This is a genomic window from Nocardia sp. NPDC058666 (genome assembly GCF_042714895.1).
Taxonomy (GTDB): domain Bacteria; phylum Actinomycetota; class Actinomycetes; order Mycobacteriales; family Mycobacteriaceae; genus Nocardia.
The window spans coordinates 125,845-143,855 of record NZ_JBHXRY010000011.1 but is presented as its reverse complement, the minus strand read 5'-3'; the positions used below and the strand labels follow the sequence as shown (position 1 = coordinate 143,855).

The window sequence follows — 18,011 nt, the reverse complement described above, 5'->3', positions numbered from 1 at the left end:
GCGGCCAGTGGTGGCAGATGCCACCAGTTGTAGTCTCGCCGGGTACTCAGGGGAGTTGCCATGCGATTGTTTCCCTTCGGCGGACACCGCCGGACCACCGCCGCCGATGCCGTGCTGACCGGCGCGGGCAGCGGAATCGGGCGCGCGTTCGCCGTCGAATTGGGTCGCCGGAGCGGGCGGGTGGTGTGCTCGGACATCGACCTCGACCGCGCCGCGGAAACCGTCGAGCTGGTCGAAGCCGCGGGCGGCAAGGCGATCGGCACCGCCTGCGACGTCACCGCCATCGCCGACGTGCAGCAGCTGGCCGCCACCGCGCAGGACTGGTTCGGTGGCGCGCCCACCGTCGTGGTCAACAACGCGGGTATCGGGGCGGGCGGACCGGCGGTCGGCGACTTCGCCTTGGATGACTGGCAACGCACGCTCGGGGTCAACCTCTGGGGCGTGATCCACGGCTGTCACGTCTTCGCGCCGATCCTGCGCGAAGCGGGGCGCGGGTCACTGGTCAACGTCGCCTCGGCCGCGGCGTTCGGCGCGGCACCGCGCATGGCCGCCTACAACGTGAGCAAAGCCGGCGTGCTGGCGCTGTCGGAAACGATGTCGGCCGAGTTGGCGGGCACCGGCGTCGGTGTCACCGTGCTGTGCCCCACGGGCGTGAAAACCAATATCATGCAGGCGGATTCGCCGATGGACGACACCGCCGAACGCCTCGGCGCGCTGCTGTTGCGGTGGACCGGCCGCGCACCATCCGCCATCGCGCGCACCACTCTCGACGCGGTGGATCGCGGGGAACTGTATGTGGTGCCGCAGCTGGAAGCCAAAGTGCTGTGGCAGGCCAAACGCTGGATGCCCGCGACCTACACCCGTTCGGCGGGTCTGCTGGAAAGAGTGGTGCGCTGATGTTCGCCTATTCCGACATGCTCGACACCATTCGCGCCAAGCAATGGGCGCTGGCTGACATCGATTGGGACGCACCGGGTTCGGACACCATCACTGATGAGCAACGCCCGCGGCTTGCCACCTTCATGGCGGACCTGGTGTGGATCGAACACGTGGGCGCGCGCGGTTTCGCGGCCCTGACCAAACAGGCACCACCGGGTCCGCTGCGCGAGATCTACCGGTACTTCCACGCCGAGGAACAAAAGCACGCCAATGCCGAACTCGCCCTGATGCGCCGCTGGGGAATGCTGCCCAACGGTGCTTCTATGCCATTGCCCAACAACAACATTCGCCTGGTCATCAGCTGGTTGGACCGCTACGCCGACCAACTGACCCTGCCAGTGCTCGGCACGGTCATCCCCTCACTGGAAACCGCCCTCGACGGCGCGCTGGTGAAGTTCCTGCTCGACGAGGTCGAGGACCCGGTTTGCCACGAGGTCTTCCGGCACATCAACAACGACGAATCCCGGCACCTGGCAGTCGGTTTCCAGGTGCTCGAGCAACTGGGTGCTGGTCCGCTGCGCCGAATGATCATCGAGACAACAGGTTTCGCGGTGCGGCCGTCGTTTGTGCTCGGTGCGTTGCTGTATGCGCCACTGCTGTCACGGATGTCGACCAATATCATCGCGCTGGGCCTGGACGAACAGAAGCTGTGGCAGGCGGTCCGTCGATTCGAGAACCGGGGACAGCGCAGTCCGGCCATCCGGCGGGTGCCGCTGTATCACGTGGTGAAGATGCACGGAAAGGCCACGATCAACCGCCGTCAGCCGTTCCAGTTGCTGGCCGACGTCTCCAACGCCTGCATCGACCGCTTTCCGATCCGGGTGTTGGGTCGCAGGCCGTCGTGGTCGAACGAACTCACCTACGAACCGGTGGCGAAATGACCGCACCCCGCTTCGCCGAGACCTTCACCGGTGACCATGTCCACTGCCTGGCCTTCTCGCCCCGGCACGAATTCACTGGTCGGCGGGTCGCGATCATCGGCAGTGGGGCGGCGGCGGCCCGCCTGTTGCCCGGCATCGCGGCCGAGGCAGCGCGGGTGACGGTGTTCCAGGCCGATGCGGTGTGGATTCTGCCGCGCGCACCGCTGCCCAGCGTGCCGGTATTGCGCCGCGCACCGCAACGATTGCTGCGACTGATCGCACGCGTCAATCTCCGTGTCCAGGTGCGGGATTCATGGCTTCGCCACCGACTGGCGCCCGACGACACCGCAGGTGTGGCGATCCACAACAGCTACTACCGTGCCCTGCAGAAACCGCACTGCACCCTGGTGACCTGGCCGATCGCCCGCCTCGTACCCCAGGGTGTGCGTACCGTCGACGGCATCGAACACCGAGTGGACATCATCGTCTACGCCGACGACGCGGACCACATCGTCCGCACGCTCGCCCCGCCGGGCCGACTGCACTCGGGCGCGGCACTGCTGAAGGAGATCGCTTGACCCCCAACGAAATCGACCACGAGATCATCATCGTCGGCGCCGGCTTCTCCGGAATCGGCGCGGCGATCGCCCTGCGCAACGCCGGGTTCGACGACTTCCTGATCGTCGACGATGCCGACGGCGTGGGCGGAACCTGGCACTGGAACACCTATCCCGGTGTGGCCGTGGACATTCCGTCGTTCAGCTACCAGTTCTCCTTCGAACAGCGCACCGACTGGTCACGGGTCTACGCGCCCGGCCGTGAACTCAAAGCGTATGCCGAATCCTGCGTCGACAAATACAACCTGCGCCCGCGAATTCGCTTCAGCACCACCGTGATCAGCGCCGACTTCGACGAGCCCGCAGACCGCTGGGTACTGCGCACCGAGGACGGCAGCGACCTGTCCGCCCGCTTCGTGATCAGCGCGACCGGCGTGCTCACCCGCCCCAAACTGCCCGATATCCCCGGCGTCGAAACTTTCGCCGGTGCCACCATGCACACCTCCCGCTGGGATCATCGCCAAGACCTGCGAGGTAAGCGCGTGGCGATCATCGGCACGGGAGCCTCAGCGGTGCAAGTGATTCCGGAGATCGCCGACCAGGTAGAACACCTCACGGTCTTCCAACGCACCCCGATCTGGTGCCTACCCCGCCCCGACGCCCCACTGCCACTGCCCGCGCGCCTGGCTTTGAAGCTCCCCGGCGGACGGACCCTCACGCGCCTCGTGAGCCAAACCTACGTCGAGTTCACCTTCCCGCTCGCCGCCCATTACTACCGCTCTCTGCCCACCGCAGCCATCGGCGAACGCGCGGGCCTGGCGCACCTGCGCCGCCAGGTGAAAGACCCCGCCGTCCGCGCCGCACTGACCCCGAAATACACCCTCGGCTGCAAACGCCCGAGCTTCTCCAACGACTACCTGTCAACCTTCAACCGCGCGAACGTCACCCTGGAAACCGCCCCCATCAGCGAAATCACCCCCACCGGCGTACGCGCCACCACCGACCACCCCGCCGACGTGCTGATCTTCGCCACCGGCTTCAAAGTCATGGAATCAGGCAATATGCCCACCTACGACCTGCACGGCGTCGGCGGCCGCGACCTGGAAACCTGGTGGGACGACAACCGCCTACAAGCCTATGAGGGCGTCAGCGTCCCCGGCTTCCCCAACTTCTTCTCCATCATCGGCCCCTACGGCTACAACGGCGCGTCCTACTTCACCCTCATCGAAAACCAGACCCGCCACATCCTGCGCTGCCTACAGCACGCCCGCACCACCGCCACCCACCGCATCGAGGTCACCGAAGACGCCAACGACCGCTTCTTCCGCGAAATGCTGGCCCGCCGCGACAGCCAGGTCTTCTGGCACGAATCCTGCGCCACCGCCAACAGCTACTACTTCGACAAACACGGCGACGTTCCCCTGCGCCCCACGTCCACCGTCGAAGCGGCTTGGCGCAGTGGGCATTTCCCGCTCAGCGACTACGTCTTCTCGTAGGACGCGGTTCGCCGCTCGGCGCGGTAGGTCAGCGCAGTGACGATGCGCTGCCAGGCCGGGGATGACTCGGCGATCCGCGCCGCGACCAATTTCGTCGACTGGCCGCCGGCTCGTCGGTGTGCGATCTCCCAGGCGTCGAGCTCATCGATGAGCCGGTCCAGGCGCGGATCACGCGGATCCCAGTCCACCGATTCGTCTACCGCGAGGTACAAGCGGGTGGTCTCGGGGTCGTCGAGTTCGGCATTCTTCTCGCGAACCCGCTGTGCCACCGCCGCGGAGTCCAACGCCTGCAACAGAATCCAGGCATCTCGCTCCAGCCGAACCCGCTGTTCACCCACGCCCAGATCGCGCATCCGGTTCAAGATCGCGACCACTTCGGTTGGGACGAAAAGGCTTTCGCCACCGGCCAGTTCGGCGATCCGGTGTCGGTACTGGGTGAGCTGGTCGATCTTGCGCTGCAGTTCGGCATCGATATCGCTGATGGCGGAAGCGAATTCGGTCGGTTGCGCGTGCAACATCACGTCGATCCGCGACAGCGGCACACCGGCGTCGGCCAGGGTCCTGATCCGGATGAGATCCACCGCGGCCTGGGCGGGGTAGCGACGGTAGCCGGAGGCGTCGCGTTCGGGCTCGGGTAGCAGGCCGACCTGGTGGTAGTGGCGCACGGTGCGCACGGTCACGCCGGCTGTCGCCGCGAGTTGGCCGATGGTTAGCACCGCGCCGATTCTAGGCGCGACGAACCTGATCGACGACATCGCCGATCGCCTCCACCACCGCATCGGGACGGTCGAAGCACAGCCGGTGGTGCACGGTGTCGGTGAGCACGCGCTGTTCACCTCGGGACACCCCGGCCACCAGCGCCGCGTCCATTCGCCTTCGGCCATCGTGCATCGCGGTGAGCGCTGCACGCGACCGGCCGGGATCGGCACCCAGCACGCTCAGGGCTATCAGCGCAACATCAGGAACGTCGGCACCACCGCGCAGTTCAGCGGCAAGTTCGGGCAGCCCGTGGCGCTCGGCGAAGCCCGCCCGAATCCATGCGTCACTGGCCTTGGCATCCACCAGCGCCCGCCGCACCTGCTCCGGGTAATCCGCCAACAACAGGGTGCGCATCGCCCGCATATCCGCGCCCAACCGCACGAGCTGTTCCCGATCGGGTTCGGGCTGCGCGGCCGCCCCCAGACTCATCGCCGCGGGCATGTACCGGTCCCAGTCACGATGCAGCCCATCCATCCACACCAACCCCGCGACCTGCTCCGGGTACAGCTGCGCGAACCGATGCGCGTACAGGCAGCCCAGCGAGTGCCCCACGAGAACACAAGGGCCGTCGATGTTTTCGGCCCGCAACAGCGCACGCAGCTCCACCGCGACAGCTTCGCCGGTGCGCGGCAACGCCACCGGATCGCTGTAGCCGGTACCGGCACGGTCATACACCACAGCGGTGGTGAAGTGCGAAACCGCCTGCTGCACAAAGAAATAATCGAGTCCGACCGCACTGGCACCCGGCAGGAATACAACCGCGGGCCCACCGCTGCCCAACCGATGCGCGAAAATCCGGCGGCCATCGATGTCGTGAAACCCGCCGACCGGCGGGGTGATCTGAGTCGAGGAAATGTTGGTGTCCGTCATGCGACAAGCGTGCAACCCTGACGCAGCGTCAAGGTCAACCCGTGGCGGGGCGGGGCAGGTGTCCGTACAGGAATGTGCGCACGCCGGTACTGACCGACTCCTCGAGTTCTGCGTCGCTGTTCCAGTCGGTGGTGATGAGCGCGATGTAGTGCCGGGCGGCAATGGCGGGATCGTCGATGTGGAGCAGGCCGCGGGTTCCGAGGGCGGCGAAGTGCTCGGCGAGGGTGCGGCGAACTCGCCGGGGGCCCGCCTCCTGCCAGGCGTCGACGAGGTCGGCGGGGAAGTCCTCGCCGCCGGCCTGGATTCGGCGCACGACCGCGAAGTGTTCGGCGGTGGCATTATCGGGCTTTCGCCATTGGGTCGCGAGTTCGATCAAGGCTGATTCGAGATTCGGGGCCGCGAGATCGCCGGGCAGATTCCGGTCGATGATGGCCTCGTGCGCGGCGGCGACCTGCTGCGAACTCTCGGTCAACGCGACGGCGAACAGCTGTTCCTTGTTGGTGAAATGGTTGTAGATGGTGCGGGTCGACACTTCGGCCTCGGTGGCGATCATGTCGATGCTCGCCCCGACGTAGCCCACTCGCCCGAACACCCGGCGTGCGGCCGCGAGGACGTCCGATCGTTTGTCGAGCGTGCCTTTGCGCGGGCGCCCACCCCGTCGGTCCGTGCTGGTCATGGTCCCTCCTCGTCGAAGTGCAACGCACACTTTACAAGGTGCAATGCACGTTGTACTTTACTTCTTGTACCCCTGCTCCCGCCCCTGATGGAGGAACCCATGTTCACCGCCTATGTCGTCGTAGCGGTCCTGCTGTCGTTCGTGTTGGTGTTCTCCGCGTACGCCAAACTCGTCAAGGAGGAGGAGGTCACTTCGACGATGGTCCGTCTGGGCGTGCCGCTGTCCTGGTTCCCGGTCCTGGCCGGGCTGGAAATCGCGGGCGCACTCGGCCTGCTGGCCGGCATCGTCTACCGCCCGCTCGGCATCGCGGCCGGAATCGGTGTGACGCTGTACTTCCTCGGCGCGGTGCTGTCGCATCTGCGCGTCAAAGATGTTGCGGGCAGCCCGGTTCCGGCCGTGCTGACACTGGTCGCGGCGGTGCCGGTGATTCTCGGTGTCGGCACCCTGTGAGCGGGTCCTCAGACCTCCGTGTCGACCTCCACCGCGTCCCAGCCCACGCTGGTCACAGACGGTTCCAGGCTCAACCGGCTCACCGCCGATTCCATCTGCCGGTCATCGCGTTCGTCGCCGATCAACTCCGCCCGGACCTCGACTCGCCCCGGTGTCTCGGTATTCGCGCTCGCGATCGAGGTCAACCGAAAGTCGGTGCGCGTCAACGCTTGCACCAGTAGTGCTCGTACGTGCGCCTCGTTGGCATCGTCGGTGTGGGCGAGGAATACGTAGCGAACGGACTGCTCGGTGCCGGAGACGGGCACCCGATCCACGGCGTGCCCGGCGGCGCGCAAGGCGACGTTGACCAGCACGACGGCCACCGTGCCCGCCGCCGCCACGGAATACATTCCCGCCCCGGCCAGCGCCCCGACCGCCGCCGCGCACCACAGGGTGGCCGCGGTGTTCAACCCGCGAACATTGACCCCGTCGCGGATGATCACACCCGCGCCGAGAAAGCCGATACCGGACACGATCTGCGCCGCGACCCGCGTCGGATCAGCGGTGGCACCTTCGAAACCGTTGGCGGACAACAGAACAAACAGCGCGGCACCGGCGGCAACCAACGCATTGGTGCGCAACCCGGCCATCCGAGCCCGATACTGCCGCTCGACCCCGATCAACGCACCGAGCCCGACACCGGCTCCCAGCCGCAACAAAACTTCCCAAAAGGACATGACAACACCTTCGAACGATCGAATGGTGACGGCCCGAGCTGGACCAGGCTAAACGTTCGCCGCCCCGGCTGCGCGCACGAAAACGCGGTCACCGCAGGAAAAATGACAACGTCGGGTGCCACGCTCACAGCGGCGAGGCAGTGCCGCATTGTGAACAAGCACTCTTGTTTGAAACAAGGAGTCGTGTTGTAATCGGCGTCACCTACTGAAGGAGAAGCCATGCAGCGCAGCACGGCCGCTACCGCCCGCCCGGGCGCCAGATCGCGTTCGGCGAGGAAGGCAATGTCGCGGGCCAGGTGGGCGGCGGTGCCACTGGCCGCGATCTGCCTGGCGGTGTCGGGCACGGGTGGCGCCTCCGGCGATCCGTATCCGAGTTTTCCGCCGGATCAGAACCAGCTCCCGCAACTGCCCACTGAACCCCAGCTCTACGACATGCTGCCGATTCCGGTGCCCGCCGAAGATCCCTGGTACAACGATCCGGCGGATCTGAATTCCTTTGCTCCCGGCCAGATCATCCGCTCCCGCACGGTGCAGACCCGCCTGCTCGGCTTGCCTTTCCCGGTGCACACCGAACAGTTTCTGTACCGCAGCAACGACGTGCACGACAATCCGATCGCGACCGCCACCTCGGTGATCGTCCCCGGCATCCCGTGGTCGGGTAGCCCGCGCCCGGTGGTGTCGTTCCAGGAGGCGATCGATTCGACCGACTCCGCGTGCAACCCGTCCTACACGTTGCAGACCGGGACGATGAAAGAGGCTGCGCTGGCGGTCTATTGGCTCGCGCAGGGTTTCGCGATCAACGTGCCCGACTTCGACGGCAAGTTCAACACCTTCAACACCTATGACGAAGGCAAAATGGTGCTGGACAGTCTGCGCGCCATGAAGAACTCGAGTCTGGGCCTGACCGATTCCGGGATCGCGCTGTACGGCTATTCCGGCGGCGGCTCCGGGTCGATTCGCGCGGCCGAACTGCGCGAAACCTATGCCCCCGACATTCGCCTGCTCGGCACCGCGGTCGGTGGTTTTCCCGCCGACCTGCGCACCCAGGCCCGCTACGCGATCGCCCGACAGCCTGGCCTGGAAGGCACCAGCAACTTCACCATGTGGCTCGGGTTCGCCGCGTTGTCACGGGAATTCCCCGACCTGTTCGACGCGAAGGAAATGCTGACCCCGGAAGGCCAGGCGCTGGTGGCGGATATGCAAAGCCGCTGCGTGTACACGATCGCCGCCGCGGGCGTGTACCGGCCGATCAGCGAATATTTCCTGCCGGGACGATCCCTGGAAACCGAACCCGGAGTCATGGAACTGCTCGCCGAACAGAGCATCGGACACCATATTCCCGACAGCCCGATCTTCTGGTGGCATGGCATCTGGGACGAACTGATCCCCGCGTCGGCGGTCCTGCCGACCGTGAACGACTACTGGAACCGCGGCGCGGACATGCGTTTCTACACGATGCCGCTGCCCGAACACCTCGTCAACGCCGTCGCGGGCTGGCCGCCCGCGGTGGCATGGACCAGTGCCGTGCTGCGCGGCCTGCCGCCGGGTCCGCGATTCAAGGCGGATATCCCACTGCCGAACTAGCGCGAAAACCAGCATGGCCCGCAATCGGATTGCGGGCCATGCTGTTTCAGTGCGAACTGGTCAGCCTTACGCCGACGCCTGCTCGTAGGCCGAGATGACCTCCGCGGAGATGCGGCCGCGGCTGGACACGGTGTGTCCGTTCTGCGAGGCCCATGCCCGGATCTCGGTCAGGTCGTTGCGACGGGTGGACTCGGCGGCCGGTGCGGTGCCTGCGCGACGTGCCACGCCTGCCTTCGCCCGGCCGGTGCGGCGTGCGAACGGAACCCACTGCTCGAAAACCTCACGCAGCTGCGCCGCATTGGCATCGGACAGGTCGATTTCGTAGGCAGCGCCGTCGATTCCGAATGTGACAGTCGCGTCGGCAGCAGAGGTGCCATCGAAATCATCGACAAGTGTGACAACGACTTTGCGCGCCATGGGGGTCCTATTCGTTCGGGTGCCGTGAATTACCGTCGCCGAGCCTAGTAGATGGTGGCGCGGGTAATTCGTTCGGGACCGGTGCGGTTCAGCTCGCGCGGCGTTGTGGCTCACCGCGGTAGCGCGTGTAGCCGCCGTCGACTTTCAGCGCTTTCCACAGGTGCCTGGTCACCGGGTTCATCATGCCCAGTTCGTCGACCAGGGTGCGGATGTCGCCGAAGAACCCGCTCAGCAGCTTGCGGGAGGTGGGGCTGCGCCAGAAAGCGTCGCGAAAGACCTCGTCGGGGATGTCGAACTTGGTGGCGAACGATTTCGGCGGTTTGACCAGCTCATCGGCCAGCCAGCGCATCGCGATCGGGAACGCCACCGCGCACACCGTGGTGCGCACCGGTCCCATTCGGGCGATGTGGGTGCGCAGGAACTCGTTGGCGAACGAGATGTGCCGCGCCTCTTCGGCGATGTGGATCTGCATGATCCGCAGCAGCGTGGGCTGGGTGTCGTTGTCGGAGCGGATCAGCGCCTTTTGATAGTGGTCGATCGGTTCTTCGCCGCCGAGAATGCCGATGAACAGAATCGCCCAGAAATAGCCACCCGCGACGCCGATGAACGGTGACATCACCCGGAACATCGGCCGCATCCCCGGCACGTCGTCGCCGATCCGGTTCACCAGTTCCTGGAACATCTGGATGTGGTTGCACTCCTCGGTCATCTCGTGGAGGCAGTACCGGAATTCGGGCGAACCGTTGGGCAGGGTCATCGCGTATTGCATCATCCCGCGGATCAGGATGGATTCGAACGCCAGGCCGACCTTGGCCGCGTTGGCCTGCCGCCACCGCCCGATCTCGATGCGACGTTCCAGCGGCAGGTTCTGATACCAGCTCGTGGCGCCCAGCGGGTCGAGCACGGGGGACAGGACCCAGCGGGGGTCGTCGCGGTCGATCGCGAGTTCTGGTGCGTCCCAGTCGATGTCGAGGAAGGGGTCGAACCGTCGGTGGACCGAACCCTCCGACAGGGTGCGCAGGGTCTCGGCGTATTCGGCAGCCGCGGTTTTCGAGTACGTCATTGTGCTCTCCGTCGTCACCTGGATCGCCATCGAGCGGGCGAATCCTCAATGTAAATGTAACGCACTGTTCCAGGTATTTCTAGGGTGAATGTCAATCGGCGCGTGGGATGCGGCCGTCGATGTCGGTGAAGCCGTAGTCGTGCGCGAGATCGGCGACCTTCCAGGCTTTGCCTGCCCGCGTGGATCTGTCGGGGGCGGTGGTCAGTGCCACCACCGCGCGTCCGGCGAAGCGCGGGGTTTCGGCGGTGTCGAGGTCGTAGGTGTCCTCGCCGGGCAGGGTGACCTGGCGTCGTCCGTGCTCGTCGGCTGGAACCATCTGCAGCAGTTCGGTATTCACGATGCCGGGCCAGATCGACACCGCGGTCGCGCCGGTGCCGTCCAGGTCGTGGGCGAGGTCGGCGGTGAGGCGGTCCAGCGCGGTTTTGCCCACGCCGTAGACGGCGTTGTGCATGTACCGGTGCGCGCCCGGTGACGACACATTCACGATGAGTCCCGCCGATTCGATCAGCAGGGGTGCGGCGAAAACGCTTGCCACGTAATGGGATCGGACGCCGATGTCGAAGGTCTCGTCCCATGCCTTCGCGGGGACATCCCAGAACTTGCGACCGAGCCAGCGGGCGGCGGCGGGGGAGTTGTAGACGTTGTTGACCAGCACGTCGAGGCGGCCGTGCTCGTCGCGGATTCTGGCGAACAGCTTCTCGACCGTGTCGTCGTCTCGATGGTCGCAGACCGCCGCGATGCCGTGTCCGCCGAGTTCGGTGACCGAATCGGCGGTTTCCTGCACGGTGCCGGGCAGCCTTCCGGGCTCGGTGGTGCGCCCGGTGACGTACACGGTCGCCCCGGCCGCGCCGAGTTCCATGGCGATTCCCTTGCCGATGCCGCGACTGGCGCCGGTCACGACCGCGACGTGTCCCGCGAGAATTTTGGCTGTTCCGCTCATGGCCTCCGGACACTACCGTCAAATAGGAACACGTTCTAGAAATTGGAGGCGGTAGTGGAGAGTGGATTCCTCGACACGGGCGACGTCAGGATGCACGTCACCGAGCAGGGGCAGGGGTACCCCGTGGTGTTCTGTCACGGCTTCCCGCACACGGGGTATATCTGGCACCGGCAGCTGAAAGCGTTGTCCGAGGCGGGATTTCGCGCCCTCGCGCCTGACCTGCGTGGCTACGGTCGAACCGAAGCTCCCGCGGAGGTCGCCGCCTACACCAACCTGGCTGTGATCGGTGACCTCCTAGCTCTGCTCGATGACATCGGTGCGCAGAAGGCGGTGTTCGTGGGCCTGGATTTCGGCGCCCAACTAGTCTGGGAACTGTCGCTGCGGGCCCCTGAACGCGTGGAAGCCCTTGTCGTGCTGAACAACCCGTTCTCCCCGCGCCCGCCCCGGCCGCCGTCGGCTTTCTGGACCAAAGCCGCCCAGCGCCACTTCCTGCACCTGTCCTACTTTCAGGAACCCGGCGTCGCCGATGCCGAATTAGCCGCGTGCCCAAGGGAATTCCTGGCCCGCGTGTTCTACTCCCTGTCCGGCGACTACCACTACCTCGACACCTGGAAGAACCCACCCGGCCTCGGCTACCTGGATGTGCTGCCCCAGGCGCCACCTCTTCCATGGTCATGGCTTTCTGAATCCGAATTCGACACCCTGGCAGCAGAATTCGAACGAACCGGCTTCACCGGCGGCCTGAACTGGTACCGCAACCTCGACCGCAACTGGGAGCTCACCGAGCCCTTCGCCGACGCCACCATCCAGGTCCCGACCTACTTCCTCTACGGCGAGAACGACCCCGACATGGAAGGCTTCAGCGGCCGCGACCCACTCGCAACGCTGCGAGCCAATGTCGCCGACCTGCGCGCGGTCGTGGAGCTGCCCGGCGCGGGCCATCTCGTGCACCTCGAACGAACCGACGAGGTCAACGCCTTCCTGCTCGCGGCGCTGCGAGAAGTAGTTGCCGACCACGCGGAAATCGACTGATCGGCTGGTCCAGGGCTGATTCGCGCAAAGATGTCAGAGGCTTGGCCTACGGTGACGACATAGCCCGCCACGAACGGAGTGATGATGAGCCGCCACATTCAGATCACCTTCGACGCGCACGACCCGGCCGCACTGTCGACCTTCTGGCGCGATGCGCTCGGTTATGTACATCCAGGCCCGCCCGGAGTCGAGGTGCCCCCTGGCGTCGACCCGCTGGTCGTGTGGGACCAGTTTCTCGCGCGCATCGGCGTACCCGCCGAGCAACGGAACTCGAAGTCGGCCATCGAAGACCCGGAAGGGCACGGGCCGCGAGTGTTCTTTCAACAGGTACCCGAGGGCAAGGTCGCGAAGAATCGGGTGCACCTCGACGTCCGCGCGGCACCGGATTTACAGGGCGATGAGCGGATGGCGGCACTGGAGGCCGAATGCGACCGGCTGGTCGCCCTCGGAGCCACCCGGGTCGAACGCTTCGAGCCCGCCCCACCGATGAGCGCCGGGTGGATCGTGATGACCGACCCCGAGGACAACGAGTTCTGCCTGGACTGACGTCACCGCGCGCTTGTGGGCGAACCGGGAATTTCGCCGCCGGGGCGTGGACCTCGGGTTACCGTGGGAGAACCACAATGAGGTGGTCGCCAGTGGAAGGAACCCGGGCGATGCGGCATTTCGACTTTCGCGGAACCTTGATCACCTACGACGAGGCGGGTGTGGGGGCGCCGATTGTCTTCCTGCACAACCTCGGTGGGGACCGGCATATCTGGCGGGCGCAGTTCGACGCGTTGAAGACCTCGCATCGGGTGTTCGCGATCGACCTCATCGGGTATGGCGATTCCGACGCTCCCGACGAGGGATACACCGTCGAGAACTACCTCGACATGGTTACCGCCTTCGTCGAAGAGCACGAATTGTGGGATGTGACGCTGGTCGGGCATTGTTTCGGGAGTGCGTTGGCGTTGCTGTATGCCCAGCGACATCCTGAGCGGGTGCGGTCGCTGGTGCTGAGTAGTCCGCTCACCGCGGCGACTCTGCGACCGACTCGCACTGCCTGGGCGGCACAGTTGGGGCGGCGAGTGAACATCGATTCGCTGCTCGCAAGGATCCGCGTTCCTGGGCCGCTCGCGGGGCTGATCGTGGCGGAACAACTCGGTGCGCAGCAGCCTGGACCGCACGCCGACGAGATCGTCGCACATCTGCGCAAGAGCTGGACCGAACCTCGTCGGCTGATGGTGACCGCCGCGATCTCGCGCGACATCCCGCGGCTGGGCGAACTCGATAACTTCGTGCCACCCAACAACTTTCCGCCCATCACCACCATCTGGGGCAGTCGTAATCGAGTGCTGTCGCCCCAGGCCGGCGGCACCTTGAACCGGACATTGAAACCAACGCGCGCGATCGTCGTCGACGGTGCGGGCCACCTGGTGATGATCGAGGCACCCGAACAGGTCACCGCCGCGGTGCTCGCCGCGACGACCGCCACCCGCGCGATGGATTCCTAGCGCGCGGCAACCCCTCATCGCGACATGCGGGCAGAGCGGCGGCTGCCCGCCGGTGCGCCGAACTTGTCGGTGGGCACCTCTAGTCTGCAGTAATGGACGGACCGGACTCTGCGCTACGCCGCCTGACCCGCGAGGCGGGAAAGTTACTGCGGCCCTACGGCTTCGACGGAAAAGACGCCGCGTGGACCCAGGTCGCGCCCGGCGGCGTCGCCTCGATCCGCCGGTCCCGCACCCAGCGAACCTGGACCGACGGTCAACAGGTCCTGCGCTTCGGCCTCGAACTCACCGCGACCCCGACGGCGTGGTGGCAATTCTGCAACTGGCGCAACGCACAGCGAGACCTCCCGCCGACCGAACTCGAACAAGCAACCGGCCCCGGTCTGATCGACGAACACGGCATCCCCGCGGACCTGACGCAATGGTGGTCGTTGCGAGTGGACCCCGATCACCACTCCCGCCCGGCCCTGCAATCCGACGTCGACACCGTCCGCACCGAACTGCCTGCCCGCATCCACGCCTACGCCCGCCGAGCCCTGCGCCTGCTCGAACCGAACGTCTACCTCGACGAACTCCTCGCCGCCCCGAACCCCAACGCCGCCACCTGGGAAGCGATCGTGGTCCTGCTCGCCGACCGAGGCCCCGGCCCGCAACTCGACGACGCCCTGACCCAGTTCCGATTATCGGCCCCGGACCCCGATGTCATGACCTACCTTCGCGGCCGAGCCGTCCCGGTCTGATTCGCCGGTGCGACAACACCTATCGCGTTGTGGATATCTCCGACAATGACGCGGACGGTGAATAGGAAGGTCAAAATCTGCGCGCGATGATGGAAATCGGTGCGGTGACCGTGATCTGATCGAGATATCCCGAAACTGGGATGCTCCACAGACTGAAATCGAGGATCACCGTGATGAATTCCAGAATTTCCCGCCCGCTCACCATCGCCGCTATCGCGCTGTCGGTGGGTGCGCTGAGCGTCGGAACTGCCACTGCCGCGTCCCCGGTCTCGGGTTCGAGCACCGGTTCGGTGGAAGTGTGTCTCCCGCTTCCCCTTCCGGTGCTCGAGGTCAGCTTGTGTGTGTAACCTGCTGACACAGGTTTACCGCGGCAGTGGCGATGTTTCCTCGCCACTGCCGTGCGGCGGGGTCCAGCAGCGGGATCGAGGGCGCGGTTGTCGCGACGCATCAACGATTCCGAATTCCCTTGCCATTTGTCACAATCGAAGCCCGGACGGCAGATTCACGACCACGGTAGTTTGGGGGCTTGCCCAGTGTGCTGGGTGGGAAGGATTCATCATGGCAGGCGTAACTTCCATCGAACCGTTCTTGACCGTCACCGGTCGACCGGTATCGACCCCGTTGAAGGATGTGCGGACGATCTCGCGCCAGATGGTGCTGCATTTCATCGAGAACGTCGTCCCGTGCGGCACGCTGCCCGGCGAAGCGCTCGACGGCGATGTCACCACGGTCACGCGGGTGTGTCTGGAACTGACCAGGAGCATGCTCGACGGCCGCGACATTCCGGGACGGATGGAGCGCGTGCAGGCCGCCGCCGCCGACTGGGCGCGGGAGGGAATCCCGATCGGCACCATTCACGACGCGGTACACGAAGGCTTCAAGCTCGGCTTCGATCTCATCATCACCAATGTCACCAACCACGACTACGACACCGTCGTCGGGGTGACGCGGCGCCTGATGGACGCCCAGAACATGATCACCTCGGCGGTGTCGGTGGCCTACCTGCGGGAACTGCGCTCGGTGAACAGCGAGCATCACACCGCCGTGCACACTTTGACCTCGGCGCTGCTGGGTGGGCAGAGCACCTCGACGATGGCCCGCGAGTGCGGGATCGAAGTCGCCGACCGCTATCACGTGATGGCACTGGAATTGCCCCCGCACGCCGAGGAATTCGACCCCACCGTCGACGCGACAGTGGTGGCCAGACGCAAACTACGCCGGGTGCAGGCCGAACTGGCCGACCGGTGCGCGGGCAAGGTGCTGTCGCTGCTGAGCGTGGACGGCGGCACGCTGCTGTTGCCGACACACGAGTTCTCCGAAGCGGAACTGGACGAGTTGATCGTGCGGCTGTCCGCGGCGGCGCAGGTGCCGGTGCGGGCGGTGGCAATGTCGGCGACACCGGCCGAGATCCCGCGCGCGGCAGAGGAAGTCCACGAGTTGGTCGATATCGTGCACCGGTTGGGCGGTCCGAGCAAGGTGTATCGGCCGCACGAATTGGCCTTCGAATATCAGCTGACCCGCCCCGGCCCCGCGCGTGATTACTTGAGTTCGGTGGTGGATTCGCTGGAAGACCATCCCGAGCTATTACGCACTCTCGAGGTGTACATGTCCACGAATATGCAGCGTTCCAGAACCGCGCGCACCATGTTCATCCACACCAATACCGTCGATTATCGATTGAAGAGAATCGGCCAGTTGACCGGGTTCGACCTCAATGATGTGTCCGGGCTGTGCCATCTGCGTGCGGCGCTGTTGATCCGGACCCATCGTGGGTCCGGATCAACGCCGATCTATCCGCGCGAAACCAGTCCGCGCGCGGGCTGATTCACATCGGATACAGCGAGTGCTTGCGCGGGTTGAACTCCGGTGTGACCGGTGGCTTGTCGCGCAGCAGACGCAGGGCGTGCCGGATCTCGAGGCGGGTGCGCGAGGGCTCGATCACCGCGTCGATGTACCCGCGCTCGGCGGCGATCCACGGGGTGGCGATCGTCTCGTTGTACTGGTTGATCATGAATTCCCGTGCGGCAGCGCGGTGTTCGACAGGGACCGCGGCCAACTGGCGTTTGGCGACCAGGTCGACCGCGCTCTCGGCGCCGATCACCGCGATCCGGGCGGTGGGCCACGCGAAGCTGACGTCGGCACCGACCTGACGGCACCCCATCATCCCGTAGGCGCCGCCATAGGACTTGCGCACCACCAGGTTGATGATCGGCACGGTGGACTCGATGATCGCGCGCGGCACCCGGCCCCCGCGGATGATCACGCCCGCTTCCTCCTGATCCAGACCCGGCAGTACGCCGGGGGTGTCGACGACGAAGATCAGCGGGATGTTGAAGGCGTCGCACAGCCGGATGAAATAGGTCGACTTGTCCGAGCAGGCCGCGTCGACCGAACCGCCCAGCACCAGCGGCTGATTGGCGATCACACCGACCGGGTAGCCGTCGACCCGGGCGAACCCGGTGATCAGGTTCGGTGCGAAAGCTGCTCGCATCTCATGGAATTCGCCGTCGTCGAACAGGCGCAGCAACACGTCGTGCATGTCGTAGCCCGCGCGATCGGAATCCGGGATGATCGTCTCGAGTTCCAGGTCGTAGGCGGTGATGTCGGGTTCCAGGCCGGGATTCACGATCGGCGGCTGTTCCAAGCAGCTCGACGGCATGTAGCTGAGGTAGTTGCGGGCCCAGTCGAACGCCTCCTGTTCGGTGTCGGCGATGTGGTGCAGGGTGCCGCGCTTGGCCTGGACCTCCGCACCACCCAGCGCCTCGGCGCTGACATCCTCACCGTTGACGGCCTTGATCACGTCGGGTCCGGTGACGAACATGTACGAATCCTTGGTGCCGATCAGCACGTCGGTATTGATCGGCCCGTACACCGAACCCGCGGCACACTTGCCGAGAATGATCGACACCTGCGGCACATACCCCGACAGCTTCTCCAGCACCCGGGTCATATCGCCGAACGAGGCGATCGAACCCACGGCATCCTGTACGCGCGCACCGCCGGAGTCGTTGATCGTCACCACCGGGCACGCGTTCTCGAACGCAAGTCGCAACGCGCGCATGAACTTTCGGGCCGAGGTGACCCCGACCGACCCGCCGTACACGGTCTGATCGTGCGCGATCACCACCACCGGGCGGCCCCCGATCGCCCCGCGACCGGTGACCAGGCCGTCGCCGTAGAGGGCGTCGGGCTGATCGGGTTGCCGCGCCAACGCGCCGATCTCGATGAACGTGCCGGGATCCAGCAGCATGTTCAGCCGCTCGCGGACGCTGGGAACGCCCTTCTTCGCCCGCTTGGCCACGGCGGACTCACCGGCGGGTTCCGCGGCGATCGCCAGAATTTCGGCTAGTTCATCGAGCTTCGCCTTGGTTGTTACCACGCTTGTTGCCACCTTCCGACCAACTCTTGTGCTCTGGCGA

Annotated in this window: 20 protein-coding genes; 11 read left to right on the top strand and 9 right to left on the bottom strand. The window is 65.6% G+C overall.

Features of this window, described 5'->3' with window-relative positions; genetic code table 11:
* Positions 1–60: 60 nt before the first annotated feature.
* Genes ACFWVD_RS22255 through ACFWVD_RS22240 form a run of 4 tightly spaced genes read left to right on the top strand, consistent with a single transcriptional unit; the run spans position 61 to position 3,852 of the window.
* Positions 61–897, top strand: coding sequence for an SDR family NAD(P)-dependent oxidoreductase (locus ACFWVD_RS22255; RefSeq protein ID WP_379245702.1), 837 nt, complete (start codon positions 61–63; stop codon positions 895–897).
* Complete coding sequence (locus ACFWVD_RS22250) at positions 894–1,820, top strand: ferritin-like domain-containing protein (protein ID WP_379245766.1); 927 nt, start codon at positions 894–896, stop codon at positions 1,818–1,820. Before ACFWVD_RS22255 ends, ACFWVD_RS22250 begins: the two co-directional genes overlap by 4 nt.
* Positions 1,817–2,377, top strand: coding sequence for an NAD(P)/FAD-dependent oxidoreductase (locus ACFWVD_RS22245; protein ID WP_379245701.1), 561 nt, complete (start codon positions 1,817–1,819; stop codon positions 2,375–2,377). Before ACFWVD_RS22250 ends, ACFWVD_RS22245 begins: the two co-directional genes overlap by 4 nt.
* A complete protein-coding gene (locus ACFWVD_RS22240) occupies positions 2,374–3,852 on the top strand; it encodes a flavin-containing monooxygenase (RefSeq protein WP_379245699.1) in 1,479 nt (492 codons plus the stop codon). Before ACFWVD_RS22245 ends, ACFWVD_RS22240 begins: the two co-directional genes overlap by 4 nt.
* Here the strand turns inward: ACFWVD_RS22240 and ACFWVD_RS22235 are convergent.
* From ACFWVD_RS22235 to ACFWVD_RS22225, 3 genes are read right to left on the bottom strand one after another with little or no spacing between them, the layout of a single operon-like run.
* The gene (locus ACFWVD_RS22235) at positions 3,837–4,568 is read right to left on the bottom strand and encodes a MerR family transcriptional regulator (protein WP_379245697.1); all 732 of its coding nucleotides are present in this window, start codon (positions 4,566–4,568) and stop codon (positions 3,837–3,839) included. The genes ACFWVD_RS22240 and ACFWVD_RS22235 overlap by 16 nt on opposite strands.
* Positions 4,569–4,578: 10 nt before the next feature.
* Positions 4,579–5,481, bottom strand: a complete 903-nt coding sequence (locus tag ACFWVD_RS22230) for an alpha/beta fold hydrolase (RefSeq protein ID WP_379245695.1) — start codon at positions 5,479–5,481, stop codon at positions 4,579–4,581.
* Positions 5,482–5,515: 34 nt separating this feature from the next.
* Entirely contained in the window at positions 5,516–6,157 is a 642-nt protein-coding gene (locus tag ACFWVD_RS22225) for a TetR/AcrR family transcriptional regulator (RefSeq protein WP_379245693.1), read from the bottom strand.
* 99 nt (positions 6,158–6,256) lie between these two features.
* Here ACFWVD_RS22225 and ACFWVD_RS22220 point away from each other — a divergent pair, with 99 nt between their 5' ends.
* Positions 6,257–6,607: a DoxX family protein gene (locus tag ACFWVD_RS22220; RefSeq protein ID WP_379245691.1), complete on the top strand. Its 351-nt coding sequence runs from the start codon at positions 6,257–6,259 to the stop codon at positions 6,605–6,607.
* Between the two features lie 8 nt (positions 6,608–6,615).
* On the opposite strand, the gene ACFWVD_RS22215 is transcribed toward ACFWVD_RS22220, so the two are convergent.
* Positions 6,616–7,323 (bottom strand): MgtC/SapB family protein, encoded by a 708-nt coding sequence (locus ACFWVD_RS22215; protein ID WP_379245689.1) that lies wholly within the window; start codon positions 7,321–7,323, stop codon positions 6,616–6,618.
* Between the two features lie 282 nt (positions 7,324–7,605).
* Between ACFWVD_RS22215 and ACFWVD_RS22210 the strand changes: the two genes are divergently transcribed.
* Positions 7,606–8,907, top strand: a complete 1,302-nt coding sequence (locus tag ACFWVD_RS22210; protein ID WP_379245687.1) for a lipase family protein — start codon at positions 7,606–7,608, stop codon at positions 8,905–8,907.
* 66 nt (positions 8,908–8,973) lie between these two features.
* Here the strand turns inward: ACFWVD_RS22210 and ACFWVD_RS22205 are convergent, their stop codons facing one another.
* The 3 genes from ACFWVD_RS22205 to ACFWVD_RS22195 all read right to left on the bottom strand — a co-directional run bounded on the left by ACFWVD_RS22205 (position 8,974) and on the right by ACFWVD_RS22195 (position 11,327).
* Positions 8,974–9,324, bottom strand: a complete 351-nt coding sequence (locus ACFWVD_RS22205) for an Lsr2 family protein (protein ID WP_379245685.1) — start codon at positions 9,322–9,324, stop codon at positions 8,974–8,976.
* An 88-nt stretch (positions 9,325–9,412) separates the two neighbouring features.
* Complete coding sequence (locus ACFWVD_RS22200) at positions 9,413–10,387, bottom strand: diiron oxygenase (RefSeq protein WP_379245683.1); 975 nt, start codon at positions 10,385–10,387, stop codon at positions 9,413–9,415.
* Between the two features lie 91 nt (positions 10,388–10,478).
* Positions 10,479–11,327, bottom strand: coding sequence for an SDR family NAD(P)-dependent oxidoreductase (locus tag ACFWVD_RS22195; RefSeq protein WP_379245681.1), 849 nt, complete (start codon positions 11,325–11,327; stop codon positions 10,479–10,481).
* Positions 11,328–11,417: 90 nt separating this feature from the next.
* Here ACFWVD_RS22195 and ACFWVD_RS22190 point away from each other — a divergent pair, with 90 nt between their 5' ends.
* From ACFWVD_RS22190 to ACFWVD_RS22175, 4 genes are all read left to right on the top strand, one after another.
* The gene (locus ACFWVD_RS22190; RefSeq protein ID WP_379245764.1) at positions 11,418–12,359 is read left to right on the top strand and encodes an alpha/beta fold hydrolase; all 942 of its coding nucleotides are present in this window, start codon (positions 11,418–11,420) and stop codon (positions 12,357–12,359) included.
* Between the two features lie 84 nt (positions 12,360–12,443).
* The gene (locus tag ACFWVD_RS22185) at positions 12,444–12,905 is read left to right on the top strand and encodes a VOC family protein (protein WP_379245679.1); all 462 of its coding nucleotides are present in this window, start codon (positions 12,444–12,446) and stop codon (positions 12,903–12,905) included.
* A 110-nt stretch (positions 12,906–13,015) separates the two neighbouring features.
* Positions 13,016–13,855 (top strand): alpha/beta fold hydrolase, encoded by an 840-nt coding sequence (locus tag ACFWVD_RS22180; protein ID WP_379245677.1) that lies wholly within the window; start codon positions 13,016–13,018, stop codon positions 13,853–13,855.
* A 92-nt stretch (positions 13,856–13,947) separates the two neighbouring features.
* Positions 13,948–14,592 (top strand): hypothetical protein, encoded by a 645-nt coding sequence (locus ACFWVD_RS22175; RefSeq protein WP_379245675.1) that lies wholly within the window; start codon positions 13,948–13,950, stop codon positions 14,590–14,592.
* 70 nt (positions 14,593–14,662) lie between these two features.
* On the opposite strand, the gene ACFWVD_RS22170 is transcribed toward ACFWVD_RS22175, so the two are convergent.
* Positions 14,663–15,040, bottom strand: a complete 378-nt coding sequence (locus ACFWVD_RS22170; RefSeq protein WP_379245673.1) for a hypothetical protein — start codon at positions 15,038–15,040, stop codon at positions 14,663–14,665.
* Positions 15,041–15,150: 110 nt separating this feature from the next.
* Here ACFWVD_RS22170 and ACFWVD_RS22165 point away from each other — a divergent pair, with 110 nt between their 5' ends.
* Positions 15,151–16,416, top strand: a complete 1,266-nt coding sequence (locus tag ACFWVD_RS22165) for a PucR family transcriptional regulator (protein WP_379245671.1) — start codon at positions 15,151–15,153, stop codon at positions 16,414–16,416.
* A 1-nt stretch (position 16,417) separates the two neighbouring features.
* On the opposite strand, the gene ACFWVD_RS22160 is transcribed toward ACFWVD_RS22165, so the two are convergent.
* Positions 16,418–17,971 carry an acyl-CoA carboxylase subunit beta gene (locus tag ACFWVD_RS22160; protein WP_379245669.1) on the bottom strand — a complete coding sequence of 518 codons (1,554 nt, stop codon included), beginning with the start codon at positions 17,969–17,971 and terminating at the stop codon, positions 16,418–16,420.
* Positions 17,972–18,011 lie beyond the last annotated feature (40 nt).